The 22,817-nt window shown below is 72.0% G+C and carries 16 protein-coding genes and 1 tRNA gene; 6 read left to right on the top strand and 11 right to left on the bottom strand.

Annotated elements, in window-relative coordinates; genetic code table 11:
- Window positions 1-36 precede the first annotated feature (36 nt).
- The 10 genes from ACYVID_RS07080 to ACYVID_RS07035 all read right to left on the bottom strand — a co-directional run bounded on the left by ACYVID_RS07080 (window position 37) and on the right by ACYVID_RS07035 (window position 6,755).
- Window positions 37-109, bottom strand: a tRNA-Ala gene (locus ACYVID_RS07080).
- Window positions 110-177: 68 nt separating this feature from the next.
- A complete protein-coding gene (locus ACYVID_RS07075) occupies window positions 178-840 on the bottom strand; it encodes a histidine phosphatase family protein (protein ID WP_460735780.1) in 663 nt (220 codons plus the stop codon).
- A complete protein-coding gene (gene rsfS / locus ACYVID_RS07070; RefSeq protein WP_460735778.1) occupies window positions 837-1,208 on the bottom strand; it encodes a ribosome silencing factor in 372 nt (123 codons plus the stop codon). The genes ACYVID_RS07075 and rsfS overlap by 4 nt, the downstream gene beginning before the upstream one ends.
- A complete protein-coding gene (gene nadD, locus ACYVID_RS07065; protein ID WP_460735931.1) occupies window positions 1,205-1,900 on the bottom strand; it encodes a nicotinate-nucleotide adenylyltransferase in 696 nt (231 codons plus the stop codon). Before nadD ends, rsfS begins: the two co-directional genes overlap by 4 nt.
- Window positions 1,901-1,919: 19 nt before the next feature.
- Window positions 1,920-2,069: a hypothetical protein gene (locus tag ACYVID_RS07060; protein WP_460735776.1), complete on the bottom strand. Its 150-nt coding sequence runs from the start codon at window positions 2,067-2,069 to the stop codon at window positions 1,920-1,922.
- Window positions 2,070-2,122: 53 nt separating this feature from the next.
- Entirely contained in the window at window positions 2,123-3,385 is a 1,263-nt protein-coding gene (locus ACYVID_RS07055) for a glutamate-5-semialdehyde dehydrogenase (protein WP_460735774.1), read from the bottom strand.
- A gap of 73 nt (window positions 3,386-3,458) precedes the next feature.
- Window positions 3,459-4,406 carry an electron transfer flavoprotein subunit alpha/FixB family protein gene (locus ACYVID_RS07050; protein WP_460735772.1) on the bottom strand — a complete coding sequence of 316 codons (948 nt, stop codon included), beginning with the start codon at window positions 4,404-4,406 and terminating at the stop codon, window positions 3,459-3,461.
- Window positions 4,407-4,436: 30 nt separating this feature from the next.
- Window positions 4,437-5,240, bottom strand: coding sequence for an electron transfer flavoprotein subunit beta/FixA family protein (locus ACYVID_RS07045; RefSeq protein WP_460735770.1), 804 nt, complete (start codon window positions 5,238-5,240; stop codon window positions 4,437-4,439).
- Between the two features lie 162 nt (window positions 5,241-5,402).
- Window positions 5,403-5,966 (bottom strand): hypothetical protein, encoded by a 564-nt coding sequence (locus ACYVID_RS07040; protein ID WP_460735768.1) that lies wholly within the window; start codon window positions 5,964-5,966, stop codon window positions 5,403-5,405.
- A gap of 9 nt (window positions 5,967-5,975) precedes the next feature.
- A complete protein-coding gene (locus tag ACYVID_RS07035) occupies window positions 5,976-6,755 on the bottom strand; it encodes an enoyl-CoA hydratase/isomerase family protein (protein ID WP_460735766.1) in 780 nt (259 codons plus the stop codon).
- A 74-nt stretch (window positions 6,756-6,829) separates the two neighbouring features.
- Here ACYVID_RS07035 and glgX point away from each other — a divergent pair, with 74 nt between their 5' ends.
- Window positions 6,830-9,025: a glycogen debranching protein GlgX gene (gene glgX, locus ACYVID_RS07030; protein WP_460735764.1), complete on the top strand. Its 2,196-nt coding sequence runs from the start codon at window positions 6,830-6,832 to the stop codon at window positions 9,023-9,025.
- 9 nt (window positions 9,026-9,034) lie between these two features.
- On the opposite strand, the gene glgP is transcribed toward glgX, so the two are convergent.
- Window positions 9,035-11,638 carry an alpha-glucan family phosphorylase gene (glgP, locus tag ACYVID_RS07025; RefSeq protein ID WP_460735762.1) on the bottom strand — a complete coding sequence of 868 codons (2,604 nt, stop codon included), beginning with the start codon at window positions 11,636-11,638 and terminating at the stop codon, window positions 9,035-9,037.
- 151 nt (window positions 11,639-11,789) lie between these two features.
- Here glgP and ACYVID_RS07020 point away from each other — a divergent pair, with 151 nt between their 5' ends.
- The 5 genes from ACYVID_RS07020 to glgB all read left to right on the top strand — a co-directional run bounded on the left by ACYVID_RS07020 (window position 11,790) and on the right by glgB (window position 22,809).
- Entirely contained in the window at window positions 11,790-15,224 is a 3,435-nt protein-coding gene (locus tag ACYVID_RS07020) for a M36 family metallopeptidase (protein WP_460735760.1), read from the top strand.
- Window positions 15,225-15,372: 148 nt separating this feature from the next.
- The gene (locus ACYVID_RS07015) at window positions 15,373-17,361 is read left to right on the top strand and encodes an alpha-1,4-glucan--maltose-1-phosphate maltosyltransferase (protein ID WP_460735758.1); all 1,989 of its coding nucleotides are present in this window, start codon (window positions 15,373-15,375) and stop codon (window positions 17,359-17,361) included.
- Window positions 17,358-19,103 carry a maltose alpha-D-glucosyltransferase gene (gene treS, locus ACYVID_RS07010; RefSeq protein ID WP_460735756.1) on the top strand — a complete coding sequence of 582 codons (1,746 nt, stop codon included), beginning with the start codon at window positions 17,358-17,360 and terminating at the stop codon, window positions 19,101-19,103. The genes ACYVID_RS07015 and treS overlap by 4 nt, the downstream gene beginning before the upstream one ends.
- A complete protein-coding gene (locus tag ACYVID_RS07005; RefSeq protein ID WP_460735754.1) occupies window positions 19,100-20,587 on the top strand; it encodes a maltokinase N-terminal cap-like domain-containing protein in 1,488 nt (495 codons plus the stop codon). Before treS ends, ACYVID_RS07005 begins: the two co-directional genes overlap by 4 nt.
- The gene (gene glgB / locus ACYVID_RS07000; protein ID WP_460735752.1) at window positions 20,584-22,809 is read left to right on the top strand and encodes a 1,4-alpha-glucan branching protein GlgB; all 2,226 of its coding nucleotides are present in this window, start codon (window positions 20,584-20,586) and stop codon (window positions 22,807-22,809) included. The genes ACYVID_RS07005 and glgB overlap by 4 nt, the downstream gene beginning before the upstream one ends.
- The last annotated feature ends 8 nt before the right edge of the window (window positions 22,810-22,817 follow it).

Here is a 22,817-nt window from a genome sequence, read left to right as displayed (position 1 = left end):
GAGGCGGCCCGCCGGGCCGCCTTCTCTGTCTTCCTGTGGAGGTGAGGGGACTCGAACCCCTGACCCTCTGCATGCCATGCAGATGCGCTACCAGCTGCGCCACACCCCCAGGTGGTGTGCCGGAACCGGCCTGCAGACCGTTCCAGCGACGACGGAACAGTAGCCGACGGGTGTCGACTACGCGAAATCGGGGTCCCCCGCGGTGCGGTTGTAGGCCAGCAGCCGCAGCCGTCCCGCCTCCGGCTGCTCGAGGAGCTCGACCCAGCCGCAGTTGTCGACCCCGCGCAGGGCGTGGATGGCCTCGGTGGGCCAGCCGAGCAGGGCGACGGTGGCGACCCGGATGGCCGCGCCGTGGGAGACGGCCAGCGCGGTGCGCCCCGGCTCCACGGTGTCGAGCAGCGTGCGGAGCGCCTCCACCATCCGGTGCCGGACCTGCTCGGTGGTCTCGGCCCCGGGGACGACGTCGAAGTCGCCCTGGTGGAAGCGCGCGAACTCCTCGGGCGCCAGCGCGCGGTACTCGTCGTGGGAGAGCCCCTGGCGCTCGCCGAGGTGGAACTCCCGCAACCGCTCGTCGTACGACGCCTGCAGCCCGCACGCGGCCAGGACCGGCTCCGCGGTGCGGCGGGTGCGGGCGAGGTCGCTGCACCACACGACGTCGGGTGCCAGGGCAGCCATCGCCGGGGCGACCGCGGCCGCCTGTGCGAGGCCGACGTCGTCGAGGTCGACGTCGAGCTGGCCCTGGATGCGGCGGGCGTGGTTGTGGGCGGTGCGGCCGTGCCGGAGCAGCACGAGCCGCCGGCCGTGCCCGCGCCCGTCCCGCATGTCGAGCGCGTCGCTCACGAGCGGGTGACGTCCTCGGGCAGGGCGATGGCCGGGCAGTCGCGCCACAGCCGCTCCAGGGCGTAGAACTGCCGCTCCTCCTCGTGCTGGACGTGCACGACGATCTCGCCGTAGTCGAGCAGCACCCAGCGCCCGTCGCGCTGGCCCTCGCGACGGATCGGCTTGACGCCGACCTCGCGCAGGGCGTCCTCGACGGCGTCCACGATGGCGCCCACCTGGCGCTCGTTCGAGGCCGAGACGAGCAGGAAGGCGTCGGTGATGGCCAGCTGCTCGGAGACGTCGAAGGCGATGATCTGCTCGCCCTTCTTGTCGCTCGCGGCGCGGGCGCCGGCGACGACGAGCTCGACGGCGTGGTCGGTGGCGGTCATGGTGCTCCCGGGAGGTCTGGGTGGGGCTCTGTCCGGTGCTCGGTCGCGGGGGCGGGCGCCCCCTCCGGCCCGGACGGGTAGAGGTCGTGCTTGACGAGGTACTGCACCACACCGTCGGGGACGAGGTACCACACGGGTTCCCCGCGCCGTCGGCGCTCGCGCACGTCGGAGGAGGAGATCGCCAGGGCGGGGATCTCCAGCATCGTCACGCGGTCGGCCGGGATGGCGGCCAGCACGGCCGGGTCCATCTCGTAGCCGGGCCGGGTGACGCCGACGAACCGCGCGAGCTCGAAGAGCTCCTCGTGGTCGCGCCAGGTGAAGATGTCGGCCAGCGCGTCGGCGCCGGTGATGAAGAACAGCTCGGCGTCGGGCAGCTGCCGCGCCAGGTCGCGCAGAGTGTCGACGGTATAGGTCTGCCCGGGTCGGTCGATGTCGACCCGGCTCACGGTGAAGCGCGGGTTCGAGGCGGTCGCGACGACCGTCATCAGGTAGCGGTGCTCCGCGGGCGCGACGTCGCGCCCGGCCTTCTGCCAGGGCTCGCCGGTCGGCACGAAGACGACCTCGTCGAGGTCGAGCTGGTGCTGGACCTCCGAGGCCGCCACGAGGTGGCCGTGGTGCACGGGGTCGAAGGTGCCCCCCATGACGCCGACACGACGTCGGGGCGGCTGCGTGCTCCCCGCGTGACCGGCCAGGTCGGTGGCCGGCGGGGGCTCAGCTGTGCTCGCGGCCGCCGCCGAAGGCGAGGAGCGCGAAGAGCAGGCCCATGAGGATGCCCAGCGTCAGGAAGCCGATGCCCCACGAGAGGGTCATGTTGAGGGAGTGCTCCTCGGCCTCCGTGGCCAGGATCGTGAGCGCGTGCATGCCCCGATCCTAGCGGGCTGCCGCACGGGACCGGTCAGTGGTCCGCGGCCCGCTCAGCGCACGTGGCCGTCCCCGGTGACGACGTACTTGGTCGAGGTCATCTCGGGCAGCCCCATCGGCCCGCGGGCGTGCAGCTTCTGGGTGCTGATCCCGATCTCGGCGCCGAAGCCGAACTCCCCGCCGTCGGTGAACCGGGTGCTGGCGTTGACCAGGACCGCGGCGGCGTCGACGGCCGCGACCCAGCGGCGTGCGGCTGCCTGGTCCTCGGTCACGATCGCCTCGCTGTGCTGGCTGGAGTGGCGGCGCACGTGCGCCAGGGCCTCGTCCAGCGAGGGCACGACGCGCGCGGCGAGGTCGAGGGAGAGGTACTCGGTGTCCCAGTCCTCCTCGGTCGCGGCCACCACCCCGTCGTACGCCGCGAACGACGCGTCGCCGTGGATCGTGACGCCCTCGCGCTGCAGCGCCTCGACCGCCCGCGGCAGGAACTGCTCGGCGACGTCGGCGTGCACCAGCAGCGACTCGGCGGCGTTGCACACGCTGGGGCGGTGGGTCTTGGCGTTGACCACGATGGCGAGCGCCTTGTCGAGGTCGGCCGCGGCGTCGACGTAGACGTGGCAGTTGCCGACGCCGGTCTCGATCACCGGCACCGTCGACTCCTCGACGACCGCACGGATCAGACCGGCGCCGCCGCGCGGGATGAGCACGTCGACCGCCCCGCGGGCACGCATCAGCGCCTTGACGGTGTCGTGGGAGTCCGCCGGCACCAGCTGCACCACGTCGGCCTCCAGGCCGGCGTCCTCGGCTGCACCCCGCAGCACCTCGACGATGGCGGCGTTGCTGGCCGCCGCGCTGGACGAGCCCCGCAGCAGCACGGCGTTGCCGGACTTCAGGCAGATCCCCGCAGCGTCCGCGGTCACGTTGGGCCGGGCCTCGTAAATCATCCCGACCACCCCGAACGGCACCCGCACCTGGCGCAGCTCCAAGCCGTTGGCCAGCGTCGAGCCCCGCACGACCTCGCCCACGGGGTCGGGCAGCGCCGCCACGTCGCGCAGCCCCTGGGCCATGCCCTCGAGCCGGGCCGGGGTCAGTCGCAGCCGGTCGACGATCCCCTCGGGCGTCCCGCCCGCCTCGGCCCGCGTGACGTCATCGGCGTTGGCGGCCAGCACCCGCTCCTCCGCTGCCAGCAGCGCCTCGGCCATCGCCAGCAGCGCCGCGTCCTTCTGCGCCCGCGTGGCCAGCGCCAGGCCCAGGCTCGCCGCCCGCGCCCGCTGCGCCAGCGCCAGCACGTCCTGCTCGGTGGTGGGGACCGTCGTCATGCGCAGAAGCGTAGGTCGGCGGGGACGACGAAGCCCCGCCGGTCCGAGGACCGACGGGGCTTCGAGGAACGGATCAGTTCTTGCGCTTCTCGATCTGCTCGGTGGCGGCGGGCAGCACGGTCTGCAGGTCGCCGACGACGCCGAAGTCGACGAGCTCGAAGATCGGCGCCTCCTCGTCCTTGTTGACCGCGACGATGGTCTTGGCGGTCTGCATGCCGGCGCGGTGCTGGATCGCACCGGAGATGCCGTTGGCGACGTAGAGCTGCGGCGAGACGACCTTGCCGGTCTGGCCGACCTGGAAGCTGTGCGGCATCCAGCCCGAGTCGACGGCGGCGCGCGAGGCGCCGACAGCGGCACCGAGCGCGTCGGCCAGGCCCTCGACGGCCGAGAAGTCGCCGCCCGTGCCACGGCCGCCGGAGACGACGATGGCGGCCTCGGTCAGCTCGGGACGACCGCTGGCCTTGCGCGGCTGCGAGGCGACGATCTGCGCCTTCTTGGCCGAGTCGGAGATGGTCGCGGAGAACTCCTCGACCTCACCGGCGCCGGCGGTCTCCTCCGGAGCGGCGGAGTTGGGCTTGACCGTGATGATCGGGGTGCCCTTGGTGACCTTGGACTTCACCGAGTAGTTGCCGGCGAAGACCGACTGCGTGGTCACGCCGCCGTCCTCGATGTCGACGGCGTCGGTGATGATCCCGGAGCCGGTCTTGACCGCGAGGCGACCGGCGATCTCCTTGCCCTCGTAGCCGGAGACGATGAGCACCGCGGCCGGGGAGGTCTTCTCCACCAGCTGCTGCAGCGCCTCGGCCTTGGGGGCCACCAGGTAGCCCTTGATCTCGCTGTCGTCGACGACGTAGATCTTCTCGGCGCCGAACGCCTTCAGCTTCTCCACGATCGCGCTGTCGGCGGAGCCGAAGTGGACCGCGGACGGGGTGCCGAGCCGCTTGGCCAGGGCCAGCAGCTCGAGGGTGGGCTTGCGGACTGCTCCGTCGACGTGGTCGACGACGACCAGGACCTCAGACATGTGTGTGTTCCTCTCCTATCCGAGCCCGGCTCAGATGAACTTCTTGGACGCGAGGAACTCGGTCAGCGCGGTGGCGCCGGAGCCGTCCTCGTCGGTGACGATCTCGCCGGCGGTGCGCGGCGGGCGCTCCGAGGCCTCCTCGACGGCGCTGGTCGCGGCGGTGAGGCCCACGAGCTCGGCGTCCACGCCCAGGTCGGCGAGGGTCCAGGTCTCCAGCGGCTTCTTCTTCGCGGCCATGATGCCCTTGAAGGAGGGGTAGCGCGCCTCGCCGGTCTGGTCGGTGACCGACATGACGATCGGCATGGTGGCACCGATGACCTCGGTCGCGGTGTCGCCGTCACGCTTGATCCGGACCTGGTCGCCCTGGGTCTCGATCACGGCGGCGAAGGTGACCTGCGGCAGGTCGAGGCGCTCGGCGAGCATCGCCGGGACGACGGAGCCGGAGGCGTCGGTCGAGGCCATGCCGCACATCACGATGTCCGGGGTCTTCCCGATGTCCTGACCGATCTTCTTGACGGCCTCGGCCAGCACCAGCGAGGTGCCGAGGTAGTCGGAGCCGGCGATGGCCTCGTCGGAGACGAGGATGCCCTTGTCGGCACCCATCTGCAGGGCCTTGCGGACGGCGTCGACCGCCTTCTCGGGACCGATGCAGAGCGCGGTGACCTCGGTGTCGTCGCCGGTCTTCTCCTTGAGCTGGAGCGCCTGCTCGACGGCGTACTCGTCGAGCTCCGACAGCAGGCCGTCGACGCCGACGCGGTCCACGGTGTTGTCCGACTCGAACCGCCGGTCGGCGGTGGCGTCGGGGACGTACTTCACACAGACGACAATGTTCATGGTGGGTCGGCCCGTCAGGGCCCCTCCTGTGCACTCGGGGTCGGTCGCGAGGCTACCCGCGCGATCCAGACGATGTAACTGGCGTTTACGGTTGGCTTTCTCACACCCGCGGGGGCCGGCCCTCACCGGGCCCGGCACCCGCGACGAGCGGGGACGCGCGGGTCAGCGACCCGGGCGCACGAGCCGCTCGACCAGGCGGCCGAGCAGCAGGTAGACGACGGCGCCGAGACCCCAGTTGAACAGGGCGTTCTTGGTCTCGGCGTTGTCGCCGGTGAACTCCCGCACGCCGTTCTCCCGGGAGAAGACCCCCAGGTCGACGGCGTCGGCGGCCCGGAGCACGAAGTCCACCAGGCCGTTGTCCTCGTTGGCGTCGATCGCGACCAGCAGGGCCGCCACCGCCAGCACCAGGGCGAGCAGCACGAAGACGGTCCAGAGCAGCTGCGAGACGCGGGTGCGCCACACGGTGAGGTCGGCGCGCTCCCGCGGCGCCTTGGCCGGCTTCTCGGCCTTCGCCGGCTTGGCCGGCTTGGCCGGCTTGGCGGCCTTCGGGGGTCGCGGGGTCTTCGCGGGCGTACCGGCCGTGGCGGGCGCACCAGCGGTCGCGGCGGTGGGCGCAGCGGCAGCAGCGGGCTCGCCCACCACCGGCTCCACGGCGGGCTCTGCCGCCGGCTCCACGTCCGAGGTCCCGCCCTCGCGTGCGGAGGAGAACCTGTCCCTGATGCCCATCCGTTGCCCCTACCGTCCCGTGAAGGTCGCCTTGCCCGGACCGCTCTCCACGAAGGATCGCATACCGGCCCCACGGTCCTCGGTGGCGAAGAGCGCCGCGAACTGCATGCGCTCGATCTCCAGACCGGTCTCGATGTCGGTCTCCAGGCCGCGGTCGATGCACTCCTTGGCCGCCCGCAGGGCGAGCGCGGCGGCGCCGCTGAACTGGGCGGCCCAGGCGACGGCCTCGGTGTAGACGTCGGCGTCGGGGACGACCCGGTCGACCAGGCCCATGGCCAGTGCCTCGTCGGCCTTGACGAAGCGGCCGGTGAAGATGAGGTCCTTGGCCTTGCTGGGGCCGACCAGACGCGCGAGGCGCTGGGTGCCGCCGGCGCCGGGGATGATCCCGAGCAGGGTCTCCGGCTGGCCGAGCACGGCCCTCTCCCCCGCGATCCGGACGTCCGCGGCGAGCGCCAGCTCGCAGCCCCCGCCCAGGGCGTAGCCGGTGACGGCCGCGACGACCGGCTTGGGGATCCGGGCGATGGCGGTGACGGCCGACTGCAGCGGGCCGGAGCGCGCGACCATGTCCTGGTAGGACATGTCGGCCATCTCCTTGACGTCGTTGCCGGCGGCGAAGACCCGCTCCCCGCCGTACACGACGACCGCGCGGACGTCCTCGCGCTCGGTGGCCTCGGCCGCGGCGGCGCGCAGCTCCTCCTGGACCGCGATCGAGATCGCGTTCATCTTCGGCCGGTCGAGCCGGATCGTGCCGACCCCGTCGGCGACCTCCAGCCGCACGAACTCACCCATGACACTCCACCTCTCGCCGCGTCCGTTGCCAGGTCCTGCGTCGGCATCGTGCCACCCCTGGGATGATCGCCCGCATGGCACCGGTGACGTGGACGCATCTCGGGCAGACCGCCCGGGTCTGGCCCGGCCGCAACTGGCCGCTCGGGGCGACCTGGACGCCGGAGTCGACCAACTTCGCGGTCTACGCACCGGCCGCGACCCAGGTGACGCTGTGCGTCTTCGAGGACGCCCCCGACGGCGGGGAGGAGGAGCACCGCTTCGTGCTCACCGAGCAGTCGCTGGGCATCTGGCACGGCGCCCTGCCCGACCTCGCGCCCGGCACCCGCTACGGCTACCGCGTCGACGGCCCGTGGGACCCCGCCCAGGGCCACCGGTTCAACCCGCACAAGCTGCTGCTGGACCCCTACGCGCAGGCGATCAGCGGCGACCTCGACCCGCAGCCGCCCGTGTTCGGCTACGTCTTCGGCTCCCCCGAGGAGCAGTCCACCGAGGACTCCGCGCCCTTCGTGCCGCGCAGCGTGGTCGTCGATCCCTCCCACGGCGGGGAGTTCGACTGGGAGGGCGACGCCCCGATGCGCCGCCGGTGGCGCGACACCGTCGTCTACGAGTGCCACGTCAAGGGCATGACCGCCCTGCACGACCGGGTGCCCGAGGAGCTGCGCGGCACGTACGCCGGGCTCGGCTCCCCCGCGGTCACCGACTACCTGCGTGACCTCGGGGTCACGGCCGTCGAGCTGCTCCCGGTCCACCAGTTCCTCACCGAGCCGGGTGTGAGCGAGCGCGGCCTGGTCAACTACTGGGGCTACAACTCCATCGGCTACTTCGCCCCGCACGGCGCCTACTCCGCCTCCGGCGACCGCGGCCAGCAGGTGCGCGAGTTCAAGGAGATGGTCAAGGCCCTGCACCGCGCGGGCCTCGAGGTGATCCTCGACGTCGTCTACAACCACACCGCCGAGGCCGGACCGCTCGGACCCACGCTGTGCTTCCGCGGCCTGGACGACCGCGGCTTCTACAAGCGGGTCATCCCCGTCCCGGACCCAGACACCGGGGCCGTGGAGTACGACGACACCTACTGGGACGTCACCGGCTGCGGCAACACCGTCGACTCCAACCACCCGCTGGCGCTGCGGCTGATCCTGGACTCGTTGCGCTACTGGGTCACCGAGATGCACGTCGACGGCTTCCGCTTCGACCTCATGTCGGCGCTGACCCGCACCGGCTACGACATCGACATGGGCTCGGACCTGCTCGTCGCGATCGGCCAGGACCCGGTCCTGCGCCACGTGAAGCTGATCGCCGAGCCGTGGGACGCCTCGATGGACGGCTACCTCGTGGGCCGGATGCCGCCGCCCTGGGTGGAGTGGAACGACCAGTACCGCGACGAGATCCGCGACTTCTGGCGCAACCACTCCCCCGGCCCGCGGACCGTCGCGACCCGCCTCGCCGGCTCCTCGGACCTGTACGCCGACGACGGCCGCTCGGCGTACAACTCCATCAACTTCGTCACCGCCCACGACGGCTTCACGCTCCGCGACGTCGTGACCTACGAGCGCAAGCACAACGAGGCCAACGGCGAGGAGAACCGCGACGGCACCGACAACAACCGCTCGTGGAACCACGGGGTGGAGGGCGAGACCGACGACCCCGCCATCCTGGCCGTGCGCCGTCGGCAGGCGGCCAACATGATGGCGACCCTGTGCCTGTCCAACGGCGTCCCGATGATCACCGCGGGCGACGAGCGCGGGCGCACCCAGCGGGGCAACAACAACGCCTACTGCCAGGACAACGAGACCTCGTGGGTCGACTGGCGCCCCGACGACGCGTGGCTCGACGTCTACGAGGTCACCAAGACCGCGTTGCGGCTGCGCCGCGACCACCCGGCGCTGCGCCAGCGGCACTGGTTCGAGGGGCGGCCCACGATCCGCGGCGGGCCCAAGGACCTGGCCTGGCTGCACCCCTCGGGCCGGGAGATGACCGACGAGGACTGGTTCGACCACGAGCAGCGCACCATCGGGATGTTCGTCTCCGGTGCCCCGCTGCGCGCCCCGGGCCCGCGCGGGGAGCAGCAGGTCGACCGCTCGTTCATGATGTGGTTCAACGCCGGCTGGCTGCCCCAGGCCGTCCACCTGCCCGAGAACGACTGGGTGCAGGCCGGCGAGGTCGTGCTCTCCACCGACGCGAAGCTCTCGGTGGGGGCCCGGGTCGACGCCGGCGGCCGGATCGCGATCGGGCGCCGCAGCGTCGTGGTGCTGCGCGAGCTCGCGCCGTAGGAGGGACCCCTACGGCGCCGGCAGCGCCACCACGCCGAGCTCGGCGTCGGAGGCCAGCAGGTCGTGCCGCGGTACGACCCGCACCGTGTAGCCGAACGCACCGGCGTGGTCGAGGTCGACCTCGCCGTCGAAGCGGTGCCGGCCGCCCTCGTAGCTCTCCGCGAGCGTGAGCAGGCAGGTGCGGGTGTCGAGCAGCTCGTCGTCGGCGCCGGCCCGGCCGTGCACCAGCTGCACCGCGACGTCCTCCGGCGACAGCGAGCCCAGGGCGACGAAGGCGCGCGTCGACATGACCGCCCCCACCTCGGGGGCGTCCCCGACGCCGCTGGACTCGACGTGCTCGACCCGCACACCCGACCAGGCCGCGCGGACCCGCTGCTTCCAGGCCGCGAGGTCGCGGGCGCCGGCGTAGTCGTCGTTGAGCGCGCGGGCCACCCCGGCGGCCGGGGCGTAGAGCCGGCGCACGTAGTCGCGCACCATCCGGGTCGCGAGCACCTTGGGACCCAGCGACTTCAGCGTGTGCCGCATCATCTCGACCCAGGCGGTGGGGACGCCGTCGGCGTCGACGTCGTAGAAGCGCGGGGCGACCTGGGTCTCGATCAGGTCGTAGAGCGCGGCGGCCTCGAGGTCGTCACGACGGTCCGGGTCGTCCAGCCCGTCCGCCGACGGGATGGCCCAGCCGTTGCCGCCGTCGTACCACTCGTCCCACCAGCCGTCGAGGATGGACAGGTTGAGGCCGCCGTTGAGGGCAGCCTTCATGCCCGAGGTGCCGCACGCCTCGTAGGGGCGCAGCGGGTTGTTGAGCCACACGTCGCAGCCGGGGTAGAGCGGCTGGGCCATGGCGATGTCGTAGTTGGGCAGGAAGACGATGCGGTGCCGGACCTCCGGGTCGTCGGCGAAGCGCACCATCTCCTGGATCAGCCGCTTGCCGCCGTCGTCGGCGGGGTGGGACTTGCCGGCGATGATGAGCTGCACCGGGCGCTCGGGGTCGAGCAGGAGACGCTTGAGCCGCTCGGGGTCGCGCAGCATCAGCGTGAGCCGCTTGTACGACGGCACCCGGCGGGCGAAGCCGATCGTCAGGACGTCGGGGTCGAGGGCCTCGTCGATCCAGGCCAGCTCGGCCGGGGCGCTGCCCCGCTTGGCCCACGACTTGCGCAGCCGGCGCCGCGCGTCCTGGACCAGCCGCTCGCGCAGCTCGCGCTTGACCGACCAGATGGCCCGGCCGTCGATCTGGTCCACCGCCGCCCAGAAGGCGTCGGTGTCGTCGGAGTCGCGGTCGGCGCCGCTGCCGACGCCCTCGGCCAGGTCGTAGACCTCGCGCGGCACCCAGGTCGGGGCGTGCACGCCGTTGGTGATCGAGGTGATCGGCACCTCGGCCTCGTCGAAGGCCGGCCAGAGGCCCTGGAACATCCCGCGGGAGACGTGGCCGTGCAGCAGCGAGACGCCGTTGGCGCGCTGGGCCAGCCGGAAGCCCATGACGGCCATGTTGAAGACGCCGGGGTCCCCGCCCTCGTAGTCCTCCGCACCCAGGGCCAGCACCCGGTCCAGCGGGACGCCGGGGACGGCGCCACCCTCGCCGAAGTACTGCTCGACCAGGGTCCGCGGGAAGCGGTCGATGCCGGCCGGGACCGGGGTGTGGGTGGTGAAGACGGTCGAGGCGCGACCGACCTCGAGCGCGGTGTCGAGGTCCAGCCCGGGGCCGGCGGGGTCGACGGTCAGCTCGCGCAGCCGCTCCAGGCCGAGGAAGCCGGCGTGGCCCTCGTTGGTGTGGAAGACCTCGGGCTCGGGGTGCTCGGCGATGCGGCAGTAGGCGCGCAGCGCCTTCACGCCACCCACGCCGAGCAGCAGCTCCTGGCGCAGCCGGTGCTCGGAGTTGCCGCCGTAGAGACGGTCGGTGACCTCGACGTACGCCGCAGGGTTCTCCTCGACGTCGGTGTCGAGCATCAGCAGCGGCACCCTGCCGACGCTGGCGACCCACACCTGGGCGACCAGGTCGGGCCCACCGGGCATGGTGATCGAGATCCGGGTGCGCTCGCCGGTCGGCTCGCGCAGCAGCGAGATCGGCAGCTCGTCGGGGTCGAGCAGCGGGTAGGTCTCCTGCTGCCAGCCGTCGCGGGAGAGCGACTGCTTGAAGTAGCCGTGGCGGTAGAGCAGGCCGACGCCGACGATCGGGACGCCCAGGTCGCTGGCGGCCTTGAGGTGGTCGCCGGCGAGGATGCCCAGCCCCCCGGAGTACTGCGGCAGCACCGCGGTGATGCCGAACTCCGGGGAGAAGTACCCGATCGCGCGCGGCAGGGACTCCCCGCCCTGGTCGCCGCGGGCCCGCTGGTACCACCGGTCCGCACCGAGGTACGCCGCCAGGTCGGTCGCCGCGGCGTCCAACCGCGCCCGGAAGTCGCCGTCCGCGGCGAGCTCGGCGAACCGGTCACGGTCCACGGCCCCCAGCAGGCGTACCGGGTCGTGACCCACGGCGTCCCACCGCTCGGGGTCGACGGCGGCGAAGACGTCCTGGGTCGGCGGGTGCCAGGACCAGCGCAGGTTCAGCGCCAGGTCGTGGAGCGGGGCCAGCTCGCGGGGCAGGACGGGGCGGACGGTGAAGCGTCGGATGGCACGCACGCGCGGGACTCTAGGGGTTTTGTTGGATCGATCCAAGACCTCAGCCGCAACTCGCACCCGATCCAGGTCACGGAACGATCTCGATCCGGTGTCACCCGCACGGGTGTGCCTCCGCGCCATAACCGGCCGGTGGGTGCGCCGTTGGAGGGCCATGCCCACCACACCGACGCGCTCGGGGCGCCGTGCTGCTGCCGCGCTCGCCCTCCTCACCACCGGCCTCCTCCCCGGCCTCGCCCAGCTGCCGGCCCTCGCCGAGGAGGGGGCGCCGAGCGAGCGGCCGGTGACCATCTCCGGCACGCTCGGCGACACCCTCGGCGTCCTCGCCGACCTCGACGTCCGCGAGGCCGTCCTGCCGAGCGCGGAGCAGGAGCGCGCCGCGTCCGCCCTGGACCTGCTCAGCCTCCGCTGGAACGACTACGGCACCCCGGCCTCGCTGCTGCCCCGCGGCGGAGCCCTGGCCCGTGCCGCCTTCCCGGGTGACCCCGTCCGGTCCGCTCGCGCGTGGCTGGAGGCCAACTCCGCGGTCTTCGGCCTGACCCCGGACGCGATGGCCGCCCTCGAGCTGGTCAGCGACCAGCAGCTCGCGGAGTACGACGGCGGCACCGACCCCGGGAGCGCGGTGCTGTTCCGCCAGCGCTTCGGCGACCTCGTCCCCGCGCTCGGCGGCCTCGTGACCGTCGGCGTGGCGCGCGGCGAGATCGTCTACGTCTCCTCCTCGCTCGCGCGCACCACCGCCGCGCCGGCCGAACCGACCCTCTCCCCGCGCGCCGCCTGGCTGCGGGCCGCCGCCGAGGTCGGCCGCCCCGTGACGGGTGCGGCCCTGGACGAGATCCTCACCACGGTCTCGGACGGCTGGACCCGGCTCACCGTGCCCGGTTTCGCGCAGCAGCAGCAGGTCCGCCTGCGTGCCCTCGCCTACCCCGACGGCACGGTCCGACCGGTCCTGGAGGCCAACGTGGTCGACAGCCAGGGCGGGCACGCGGAGGCCTACACCTCCCTGGTCGACGCCGTCACCGGCGAGGTCCTGGTGCGCCAGAGCCAGATCGACAACGACATGGTCAACGACGTCTACCAGGGCAGCTTCACGGCGACCGAGTGCGGTCCCCGCCACGAGTTCGAGCTGACCGACGACCTCACGCGCAGCATCAACGCCTCGGCGCTGGCGCTGCCGGTCGACGACACCGTGGTCAAGATCTTCGGCCCCGGCGACGAGCTGCTCTTCACCGGCGACCTGCTCACCAGCCCCGAGGTGGTGACGTACACCGCTCCCGAGCCGCTGCGGGCGGGGACCTACGCCCTGCAGGTCTGCCCCTTCGACGAGGCTTCGGCCGTGGTGGGCACCTACGCCCTGCTGCTCTCCACCAGCGACAGCGGAGCCCCCTCCCCCGGCGGCTCGACCTTCCAGCCGCGCTGGAGCTACTTCACGTCCAACCCGGCGATGAGCTCGATCGTGCCGGGCCGCACCCCGTCCAACGACGTGGTGGGGTGCTGGACCCCCGTCGAGGGCTGCACGGTCCGCACGGGCCCCTTCGTCAACGTCGGCTCGCCGTTCGCCTGGGACCAGGTCAACGCGGCCGGCGCCTCCTCGATGACGACGGTCGGCAACAACGCCAACACGCACGAGGCGTGGGCCAGCCCGCTGACGCCCGGCGGGCTCTTCCAGGCGCCCGTGTCACCGACGCGTGACTACACCGACGAGTTCACCGACGCGTGGAACGAGTCGAAGTGCGACCCCGCCAACCTCGTCCCCGGCGGCAACGACATCGAGTACTCCGTGGGCAACCTGTTCGTCTCCCACAACCGGATGCACGACTACAGCTACTACCTCGGCTTCACCGAGGACAACTACAACCTGCAGCTGGACAACTTCGGCCACGGCGGGGTCGACGGCGACCAGGAGACCGGCAACGCCCAGGCCGGCGCGCTGACCAGCGCGGTCTTCGACGAGACCGGCGTCGCCACCGGGCGCAACAACGCCAACCAGATCACGCTGCAGGACGGCATCCCCGGCATCACGAACCAGTACCTCTTCCAGCCGGCCGCCGGCGCGTTCTACGCCCCCTGCACCGACGGCGGGCTGGACATGGGCATCGTCGGGCACGAGTACACCCATGCCATCTCCAACCGGATGATCGCCGGGCCGGACGAGAACATCGGGTCCCACCAGGGCGGCGCCATGGGCGAGTCCTGGGGTGACCTGGTGGCGGCGGAGTACCAGTTCAGCCACGGCTATGACAACGGGGGCAACATCTTCGCCGTCGGGGTCTACGCCACCGGGAACAAGAAGACCGCGATCCGCAACTACGCCATCAACAAGAACCCGCTCAACTACTCCAACGTCGGCTACGACACGACCGGCCCCCAGGTCCACGCCGACGGCGAGATCTGGAGCGGCACCAACTGGACCGTGCGCCAGGCGCTGGTGCGCAAGTGGAACCGCCAGTTCCCCTACTCCGACCGTCGCCTGCAGCTGGACTGCGCCCAGGCCTCCCGCGACGCCAGCCCCCGCGACCCGGCGCTGTGCCCGGGCAACCGTCGTTGGATCCAGCTGGTCTTCGACGCCTTCCTCCTGCAGCAGGGCGCGACGTCGATGCTCGACGCCCGCGACGCCATGCTGGCGGCCGACCGGATGCGCTTCGGCGGCGAGGACCGCGCGGTGATGTGGAAGGCCTTCGCCCAGCGCGGCATGGGTGTGGACGCCCGGACCGACGGGGGCGACGCCACCTCGGTGAAGGGCGGCTTCTCCTCGCCGATGGAGCGCAACGCGACCATCACGTTCCAGGCCAGCAGGGGCGCCGGCAAGATCTACGTCGGCGACTTCCAGGCCCGCACCACGCCGGTGGCCGACACCTCCCCGAAGTCCAAGCGCGACGCGACCGCGCGGTTCGTCCCCGGCCGCTACCAGATGCTCTACACCTCCGGGAAGGGCGGCTTCAGCCGCTTCACCATGACCGTCCGCCCCGGTGAGGTGCGCACGATCCGCCTGGCGAAGGTCAAGAACCTCGCCGCACGGGCCAACGGCGCGAAGGTGATCGACGCGACCGAGGGCTCGCTCAAGGTCGAGGCGCTGATCGACGGCTCGGAGGACACCAACTGGGCCGCCACCACGGCCGAGAACGTCGACGAGTCCAAGCCGTTCGTCTCCGTCGACCTCGCCGGCGGCACGCACACGATCCGCCGGGTCCAGGTGAGCGCCCTGCTCAACCCGGTCGACGGCGAGGAGGACGTGGACCAGAGCTCCGGCTCGCGCTTCACCGCGCTGCGCCGCTTCGCGATCGAGGTCTGCACCGCGGGCTGCGCGAGCGACAAGGCGCGATGGACCCGGGTCTACACCTCCGCACCCGACGCCTTCCCGTCGGTGCGGCCCCGCCCCACCGCCCCCACCCAGGCCATGCGCTCCTTCCGGCTCCCGGAGCCGGCGCGCGCCGCCGCGGTGCGCCTGGTCGCCCTGGAGAACCAGTGCACCGGCTTCAAGGGGTACGCCGGGGAGCTGGACAACGACCCGATCACCACGACCGACTGCGCCACCGGGTCGGACCGCGGCACGATCGTCCACGCCGCGGAGCTGCAGGTCTTCAGCCGGTAGCGGGGAGACCTTGCCCACAGGCTGACATCGGCACGGGCGGGCAGCACCACCACGGTGGGCTGCCCACCCGTCGTCGTGGTCGGCCGTGGCGCTCCCTCACCCCGGGGGCCGCTTGCACCTGCTGGGACCAGCCGGTTGGGTAGGACGCATGGTCGGACGCATCCCCGTCATGAACGTGATGCCCCTGGTGGACCTGGGACGTCAGCCCGCCAAGGCGACCGTCGGCGAGCCCTTCCCCGTGACCGCGACGGTCTTCCGGGAGGGTCACGACGCGCTGGCGGCGGAGGTCGTGCTGGTGGACCCGGCGGGAGTGCGCCGTCCCCCGGTGCGCATGCACCTGCCCAGTCCCGAGCCCAACGAGTACCTCGCCTGGGTCACCCCCGACGTGGAGGGCGCGTGGACCTTCGAGGTGCACGCGTGGTCCGACCCGCTGGCGACCTGGCAGCACGACGCCGGCATCAAGATCCCGGCCGGGGTCGACGTGGAGCTGATGTTCACCGAGGGCCGGCTGCTCTTCGAGCGGGTCCTCGCCGGGCTGCCCGCGGAGGAGACGAAGGCGCGCGAGGTCCTCGAGGGCGCCGTCCTGGCGGCCTCCGACACCGGGCGCCCGGCCGGGGCCCGCCTGGCCGCCCTGCAGGACCCGGAGCTGGACGCCGTCCTGCTGGCCCACCCCCTGCGCGAGCTGCTGACCGTCGAGGGCCCCTACCCGGCGTACGCCGACCGCGAGCGCGCGCTCTTCGGCTCGTGGTACGAGTTCTTCCCCCGCTCGGAGGGCGCAACCAAGGACCCGGTCACGGGCAAGATCGCCAGCGGCACCTTCCGCACCGCCGTCACCGGCCTCGACCGCGCGAGGGCGATGGGGTTCGACGTGGTCTACCTGCCCCCGATCCACCCGATCGGCGAGGTCAACCGCAAGGGCCCCAACAACACCCTCACGCCGGGCCCCGACGACCCGGGCTCGCCGTGGGCGATCGGGTCCAAGGACGGCGGTCACGACGCGATCCACCCCGACCTCGGGACGATGGCCGACTTCGACGCCTTCGTCGCGCACGCCCGGAGCCTCGGCCTCGAGGTCGCGCTGGACCTCGCGCTGCAGGCGGCGCCCGACCACCCCTGGGTCACCGAGCACCCGGAGTTCTTCACCACCCGCGCCGACGGCTCGATCGCCTACGCGGAGAACCCGCCGAAGAAGTACCAGGACATCTACCCCATCAACTTCGACAACGACCCGACCGGCATCTGCCGCGAGGTCCTGCGCGTGGTGAAGCTGTGGATGTCGCACGGGGTGCGGATCTTCCGCGTCGACAACCCGCACACCAAGCCGGTGGCGTTCTGGGAATGGCTGCTCAAGGAGGTGCGCCGCACCGACCCCGACGTGCTCTTCCTCGCCGAGGCGTTCACCAAGCCGGCGATGATGCGCGGGCTCGGCGCGATCGGCTTCCACCAGAGCTACACCTACTTCACCTGGCGCACCGCGAAGTGGGAGATCGAGGACTACCTGCGCGAGCTCAGCCGCGAGACCGACCACCTCATGCGGCCGAACTTCTTCGTCAACACCCCCGACATCCTCCACGCCTACCTGCAGTACGGCGGACCGGCGGCGTTCAAGGTCCGGGCCGCGTTGGCCGCGACCAGCTCCCCGACGTGGGGGGTCTACTCCGGCTACGAGCTCTTTGAGCACGTCGCGGTCAAGCCCGGCTCCGAGGAGTACCTCGACACCGAGAAGTTCCAGGTGCGGGTCCGCGACTGGGAGGGCGCCGAGGCCGAGGGGCGGACGCTGGCGCCGTACCTCTCGATGCTCAACCGCGTCCGCCGCGAGCACCGCTCGCTGCAGTTGCTGCGCAACCTGACCGTCCACTCCAGCGACGACGAGAACGTGCTGGTCTACGCCAAGCAGGCCGTCGTCGGCGACCCCGACAGCGACACCGTCATCGTGGTCGTCAACCTCGACCCGCACGCCACCCGCGAGACCACCGTGCACATCGACCTGCCGGCCCTGGGCATGGAGTGGGGCGAGCGGTACGTCGTGCACGACGAGGTCACCGGGGCCGACTGGTCGTGGGGCCAGCACAACTACGTCCGGCTCGACCCGCACCACGAACCAGCCCACGTGCTGACCGTCAGGAGGGGCGCATGACCGAGGTGCACGAGACCACCGACTCGGGGGTGGACGTCACCGAGGCAGCGCACAGCACCCCCGACTGGTTCAAGACCGCCGTCTTCTACGAGGTCCTGGTCCGGTCCTTCCGCGACTCCAACGGCGACGGCACCGGCGACTTCAAGGGCCTGGTCGAGAAGCTCGACTACCTGCAGTGGCTGGGCGTGGACTGCCTGTGGGTGCCGCCGTTCTTCCCCTCCCCGCTGCGCGACGGCGGGTACGACGTCGCCGACTACGAGGGCGTCCTGCCCGCGGTCGGCACGATCGACGACTTCCACCACTTCCTCGACGAGGCGCACGCCCGCGGCATCCGCGTGATCATCGACTTCGTCATGAACCACACCAGCGACCAGCACCCGTGGTTCCAGGCCAGCCGCACCGACCCCGACGGCCCGTACGGCGACTTCTACGTGTGGTCCGACACCGACGAGCTCTACCAGGACGCCCGGGTCATCTTCGTCGACACCGAGCCGTCGAACTGGACCTGGGACCCGGTGCGCGGGCAGTACTTCTGGCACCGGTTCTTCCACCACCAGCCCGACCTCAACTTCGACAACCCGGCCGTGCACGACGCGATCCTCGACGCGCTGCGCTTCTGGCTCGACATGGGCCTGGACGGCTTCCGCCTCGACGCGGTGCCCTACCTCTACGAGCGGCCCGGCACCAACGGCGAGAACCTCCCCGAGACCCACGAGTTCCTCAAGAAGGTGCGCCGGGTCGTCGACGAGGAGTACCCCGGTCGGGTCCTGCTGTGCGAGGCCAACCAGTGGCCGCAGGACGTCGTGGAGTACTTCGGTGACTTCGACAAGGGCGGGGACGAGTGCCACATGGCCTTCCACTTCCCCGTCATGCCGCGCATCTTCATGGCGGTGCGCCGCGAGTCGCGCTACCCGATCTCCGAGATCCTCGAGCAGACCCCGCCCATCCCCGACACCTGCCAGTGGGGCATCTTCCTGCGCAACCACGACGAGCTGACCCTCGAGATGGTCACCGACGAGGACCGCGACTACATGTGGTCGGAGTACGCCAAGGACCCGCGGATGAAGGCCAACATCGGCATCCGCCGGCGACTGGCCCCGCTGCTGGACAACGACACCAACCAGATCGAGCTGTTCAACGCCCTGCTTCTCTCGCTCCCCGGGAGCCCGGTGCTCTACTACGGCGACGAGATCGGGATGGGCGACAACATCTGGCTCGGTGACCGCGACGGCGTGCGCACCCCGATGCAGTGGACCGGTGACCGCAACGCCGGCTTCTCCTCCGCCAACCCCGGCCGGCTCGACCTGCCGGTGGTGCAGGACGCGATCTACGGCTACGAGTCGGTCAACGTCGAGGCGCAGATGGAGAACCCCTCCTCGCTGCTGCACTGGACCCGCCGGATGCTCGCCGCCCGCCGCCACCACCCGGCGTTCGGCCTCGGCACCTTCCACGACCTGGGCGGCTCCAACTCCTGCGTGCTGTCCTACGTGCGGGAGTGGACCGACCCCGAGACCGGTGAGGAGGACGTGATCCTCTGCGTCAACAACCTCTCCCGCTTCCCGCAGCCCGTCGAGCTGGACCTGCGTCGCTTCGAGGGCCGCCGTCCCGTCGAGCTGCTCGGCAACGTGCCGTTCCCCCAGGTGGGCGAGCTGCCGTACCTCCTGACGCTGGCGGGGTACGGCTTCTACTGGTTCCGGCTCACCACGCCCGAGGGCCACCACGAGGAGGACCTGCTGCTGTGAGCGAGCCCGACGATGCCCGACCGGGGCTGAGCCCCGGGACCGACCACATCGACCGCCAGGTCCTGGCCGACTACCTCGCCCGCACCCGGTGGTTCGCCGGCAAGGGGCGCCCCTCCTCGGTCACCGGCGTACGCCGCCTCGGGGAGGTCCCCGGAGGCGCGAGCGGGCCCCGGGTGGCCCTGCACCTGGTCGAGGTGACCTACACCGACGTCGACGCGGACGCACCCGACGCCGTCGAGCAGTACCAGGTGCCCCTGGCCCTCTACACCGACGCCGAGGCGCGGCTCGAGCACGCCTTCGTCGGCTGGTGGGAGGAGCCCGGCCTCGGCTGGGTCCACGCCTACGACGCGCTCCACGACCGGGAGTCGATGGCGGCCTGGCAGCGGGCCTTCGCGGCCGCCGCGGAGCAGCCCGGCGGCAACCTGCACGACCCGGCCAGCTCGCTGGCCTTCCACCGGCTGCCCGGCCACGACCTCGACCTCTCCGCGCACTCGACGCTCTTCTCCGGGGAGCAGTCCAACTCCTCGGTGGCCTTCGGCGAGGACGCGCTGCTCAAGGTCTTCCGCAAGGTGACCCCCGGGATCAACCCCGACATCCAGGTGCACGAGGTGCTCTCGCGCGCCGACTCCCCCGACGTGGCCCACCTCTACGGCTGGGTCGACTGGGTCGAGCCGGGCTCGGTCGACGCCGCGGACCCGGACTCGGGTGAGGTCGTGCAGCTGGCGATGCTCCAGCAGTTCCTGCGCACCGCCTCCGACGGCTGGGACCTCGCGCTGGCCAGCGTCCGCACTCTCTTCTCCGAGCCCGACGTGCACGCCTCGGCCTCCGGCGGCGACTTCGCCGGCGAGGCCACCCGGCTCGGGCTGACCCTGCGTGCGGTGCACGACCTGCTGGTCGAGCACTTCGGCGCGGGCCGCGTGCCGGCCGGCGAGGTGGCCGCACGGATGCGCGAGCGGCTGCCCGCCGCGGTCGCGGCCGCTCCCGCCCTGGCCGAGCACGGCGAGGGGCTCGAGGCCCTCTTCGACCGCGTGGCCGCCCTCGGCGAGGTGACCGTGCACCGGGTCCACGGCGACCTGCACCTCGGCCAGACCCTGCGCACCTCGCGGGGCTGGAAGATCGTCGACTTCGAGGGCGAGCCGGCCAAGCCGCTGGCCGAGCGGCTGCTGCCCGACTGCCCCTGGCGCGACGTCGCCGGGATGCTGCGCTCCTTCGACTACGCCCCGCGCGTGGTCGAGCGCACCTGGGCCGAGGACGACCCCGACGGCGGCGAGGTCCGCGCCGCCCGCGCCCAGGAGTGGGCCAACCGCGCCAAGAACCACTTCCTCGTCGCCTACGCCGGTGGCGAGGTCACGCCCGAGCAGCGCACGCTGGTGGAGGCCTTCGTCGCCGACAAGGCCGTCTACGAGACCGTCTACGAGACCCGCAACCGGCCGACCTGGGTGGACATCCCGCTCCGGGCCGTGGCCGAGATCGGAGCCGCATGAGCCCCGCCAGCACGCCCGCCAGCACACCCGCCCCCGCGCCCGTCCCCACCGAGGAGCTCGACCAGCTCGTCCGCGGCGAGCACGGGCACCCGCACGCGGTGCTCGGCCCGCACGAGCACGACGGCGCGGTCACCGTGCGGGTGCTCAAGCCGCTGGCCTCGCGGGTCGCGGTCCTCGGCGACTTCGGCGAGGTCACCGAGGTCGCGCTCACCCACGAGCACGAGGGCGTGTGGGTCGGGGTGCTCCCGGTGGCCGAGGTCCCGGCGTACCGGCTCTCCGTGGCCTACGACGGCGAGCCGCTGCTCCTCGAGGACCCCTACCGGTTCCTGCCGACGCTGGGCGAGGTCGACCTGCACCTGGTCAACGAGGGCCGCCACGAGCAGCTGTGGACCGTCCTGGGCGCGCACGTGCACCACTACGACGCTCCCGGCCAGGAGCCGATCAGCGGCACCTCCTTCGCGGTCTGGGCCCCCTCGGCCCGGGGCGTGCGGCTGAAGTCCGAGGCCAACGGCTGGGACGGCCGCGAGCACCCGATGCGCCAGCTCGGCACGTCCGGGGTGTGGGAGCTCTTCGTGCCGGGGATCGGGTCCGGGACGACGTACAAGTTCGCCATCCTGGGCCAGGACGGCCACTGGCGGGAGAAGGCCGACCCGCTGGCGCAGTGGGCCGAGCAGCCCGCGAGCACCGCCTCGAAGGTCTTCGAGTCCTCCTACACCTGGGGCGACGAGGAGTGGATGGCGGCGCGCGCCGAGCGGCAGGCCGTGAGCGCGCCGATGAGCACCTACGAGGTGCACCTGGCGTCGTGGCGCAAGAACTACGACGACACCCACTGGTCGTGGGAGCAGCTGGCCACCGACCTGGTCGCGTACGTGTCCGACCTCGGGTTCACCCACGTCGAGCTGATGCCGGTGATGCAGCACCCCTTCGGCGGGTCGTGGGGCTACCACGTCACGTCGTACTTCGCCCCCGACAGCCGGTTCGGCGACCCCGACGGCTTCCGGCTGCTCGTCGACCGGCTGCACCAGGCCGGCATCGGCGTCATCCTCGACTGGGTGCCGGGCCACTTCGCCACCGACGAGTGGGCGCTGGCCCGCTTCGACGGCACCCCGCTCTACGAGGACCCCAACCCGCAGCGCGGCTGGCACCAGGAGTGGGGCAGCCACATCTTCAACTTCGGCCGCCCCGAGGTGCGCAACTTCCTGTTCGCCAACGCGGTCTACTGGTGCGAGGAGTTCCACGCCGACGGCCTGCGTGTCGACGGCGTCGCCTCCATGCTCTACCTCGACTACTCCCGCAAGGAGGGCGAGTGGTCGCCCAACATCCACGGGGGCCGCGAGAACCTCGAGGCGGTGCAGTTCCTCCAGGAGATGAACGCCACCGTCTACCGCCGGGTCCCCGGCGTGGTGACGATCGCCGAGGAGTCGACCTCGTGGCCGGGCGTCACGCGGCCGACCGACGTCGACGGCCTGGGCTTCGGCTTCAAGTGGAACATGGGCTGGATGCACGACTCGCTGGCCTACATGTCCCACGAGCCGGTGCACCGCGCCTACCACCACGGGGAGATGACGTTCTCGCTGGTCTACGCGTGGTCGGAGAACTTCGTGCTGCCGATCAGCCACGACGAGGTCGTGCACGGCAAGGGCTCGCTGCTGCGCAAGATGCCCGGCGACCGCTGGCAGCAGCTGGCCAACCTGCGCGCCTACCTCGCCTTCATGTGGGCCCACCCCGGCAAGCAGCTGCTCTTCATGGGCTGCGAGATCGGCCAGGAGTCGGAGTGGGCGGAGTCGCGCGAGCTCGACTGGTGGCTGCTGGACCACCCCGAGCACCGCGGCGTCCACGACCTCGTGCGCGACCTCAACACGGCGTACGCCGGCTCCGGGGCCCTCTGGGCGCTCGACCACTCCCCCGAGGGGTTCTCGTGGATCGACGCCAACGACGCCGGGCGCAACGTCTTCTCCTTCGTGCGGCGTGCCCCCGGGCACCCCGACGTCGTGTGCGTGGCCAACTTCTCGGCCGTGCCGCACCACGGGGTGCGGGTCGGCTTCCCCTCGACCGGGGAGTGGTCGGAGGTGCTCAACACCGACGCCGAGGCCTACACCGGCTCGGGAGTGGGCAACTTCGGCTCGGTCACCGCGGTCGAGGGCGGCCACCACGGGCAGCCCGCCCACGCCGACGTCTCCCTCCCGCCGCTGGGGACCGTGTGGTTCCGGGCGGAGGGCTGAGCGGGTCA

The sequence above is a fragment of the Nocardioides ginkgobilobae genome, from assembly GCF_054781275.1.
This window is presented reverse-complemented; position numbering and strand designations above follow the sequence as displayed.

Excerpts from the sequence above, each read along its gene's own strand:
- glgB (WP_460735752.1), top strand. The coding sequence starts at position 20,584 with ATGAGCCCCGCCAGCACGCCCGCCAGCACACCCGCCCCCGCGCCCGTC.
- glgX (WP_460735764.1), top strand. The coding sequence starts at position 6,830 with ATGGCACCGGTGACGTGGACGCATCTCGGGCAGACCGCCCGGGTCTGG.
- ACYVID_RS07015 (WP_460735758.1), top strand. The coding sequence starts at position 15,373 with ATGGTCGGACGCATCCCCGTCATGAACGTGATGCCCCTGGTGGACCTG.
- ACYVID_RS07055 (WP_460735774.1), bottom strand. The coding sequence starts at position 3,385 with ATGACGACGGTCCCCACCACCGAGCAGGACGTGCTGGCGCTGGCGCAG.
- ACYVID_RS07045 (WP_460735770.1), bottom strand. The coding sequence starts at position 5,240 with ATGAACATTGTCGTCTGTGTGAAGTACGTCCCCGACGCCACCGCCGAC.
- ACYVID_RS07020 (WP_460735760.1), top strand. The coding sequence starts at position 11,790 with ATGCCCACCACACCGACGCGCTCGGGGCGCCGTGCTGCTGCCGCGCTC.
- ACYVID_RS07040 (WP_460735768.1), bottom strand. The coding sequence starts at position 5,966 with ATGGGCATCAGGGACAGGTTCTCCTCCGCACGCGAGGGCGGGACCTCG.
- rsfS (WP_460735778.1), bottom strand. The coding sequence starts at position 1,208 with ATGACCGCCACCGACCACGCCGTCGAGCTCGTCGTCGCCGGCGCCCGC.
- ACYVID_RS07060 (WP_460735776.1), bottom strand. The coding sequence starts at position 2,069 with ATGCACGCGCTCACGATCCTGGCCACGGAGGCCGAGGAGCACTCCCTC.
- ACYVID_RS07050 (WP_460735772.1), bottom strand. The coding sequence starts at position 4,406 with ATGTCTGAGGTCCTGGTCGTCGTCGACCACGTCGACGGAGCAGTCCGC.
- ACYVID_RS07035 (WP_460735766.1), bottom strand. The coding sequence starts at position 6,755 with ATGGGTGAGTTCGTGCGGCTGGAGGTCGCCGACGGGGTCGGCACGATC.
- treS (WP_460735756.1), top strand. The coding sequence starts at position 17,358 with ATGACCGAGGTGCACGAGACCACCGACTCGGGGGTGGACGTCACCGAG.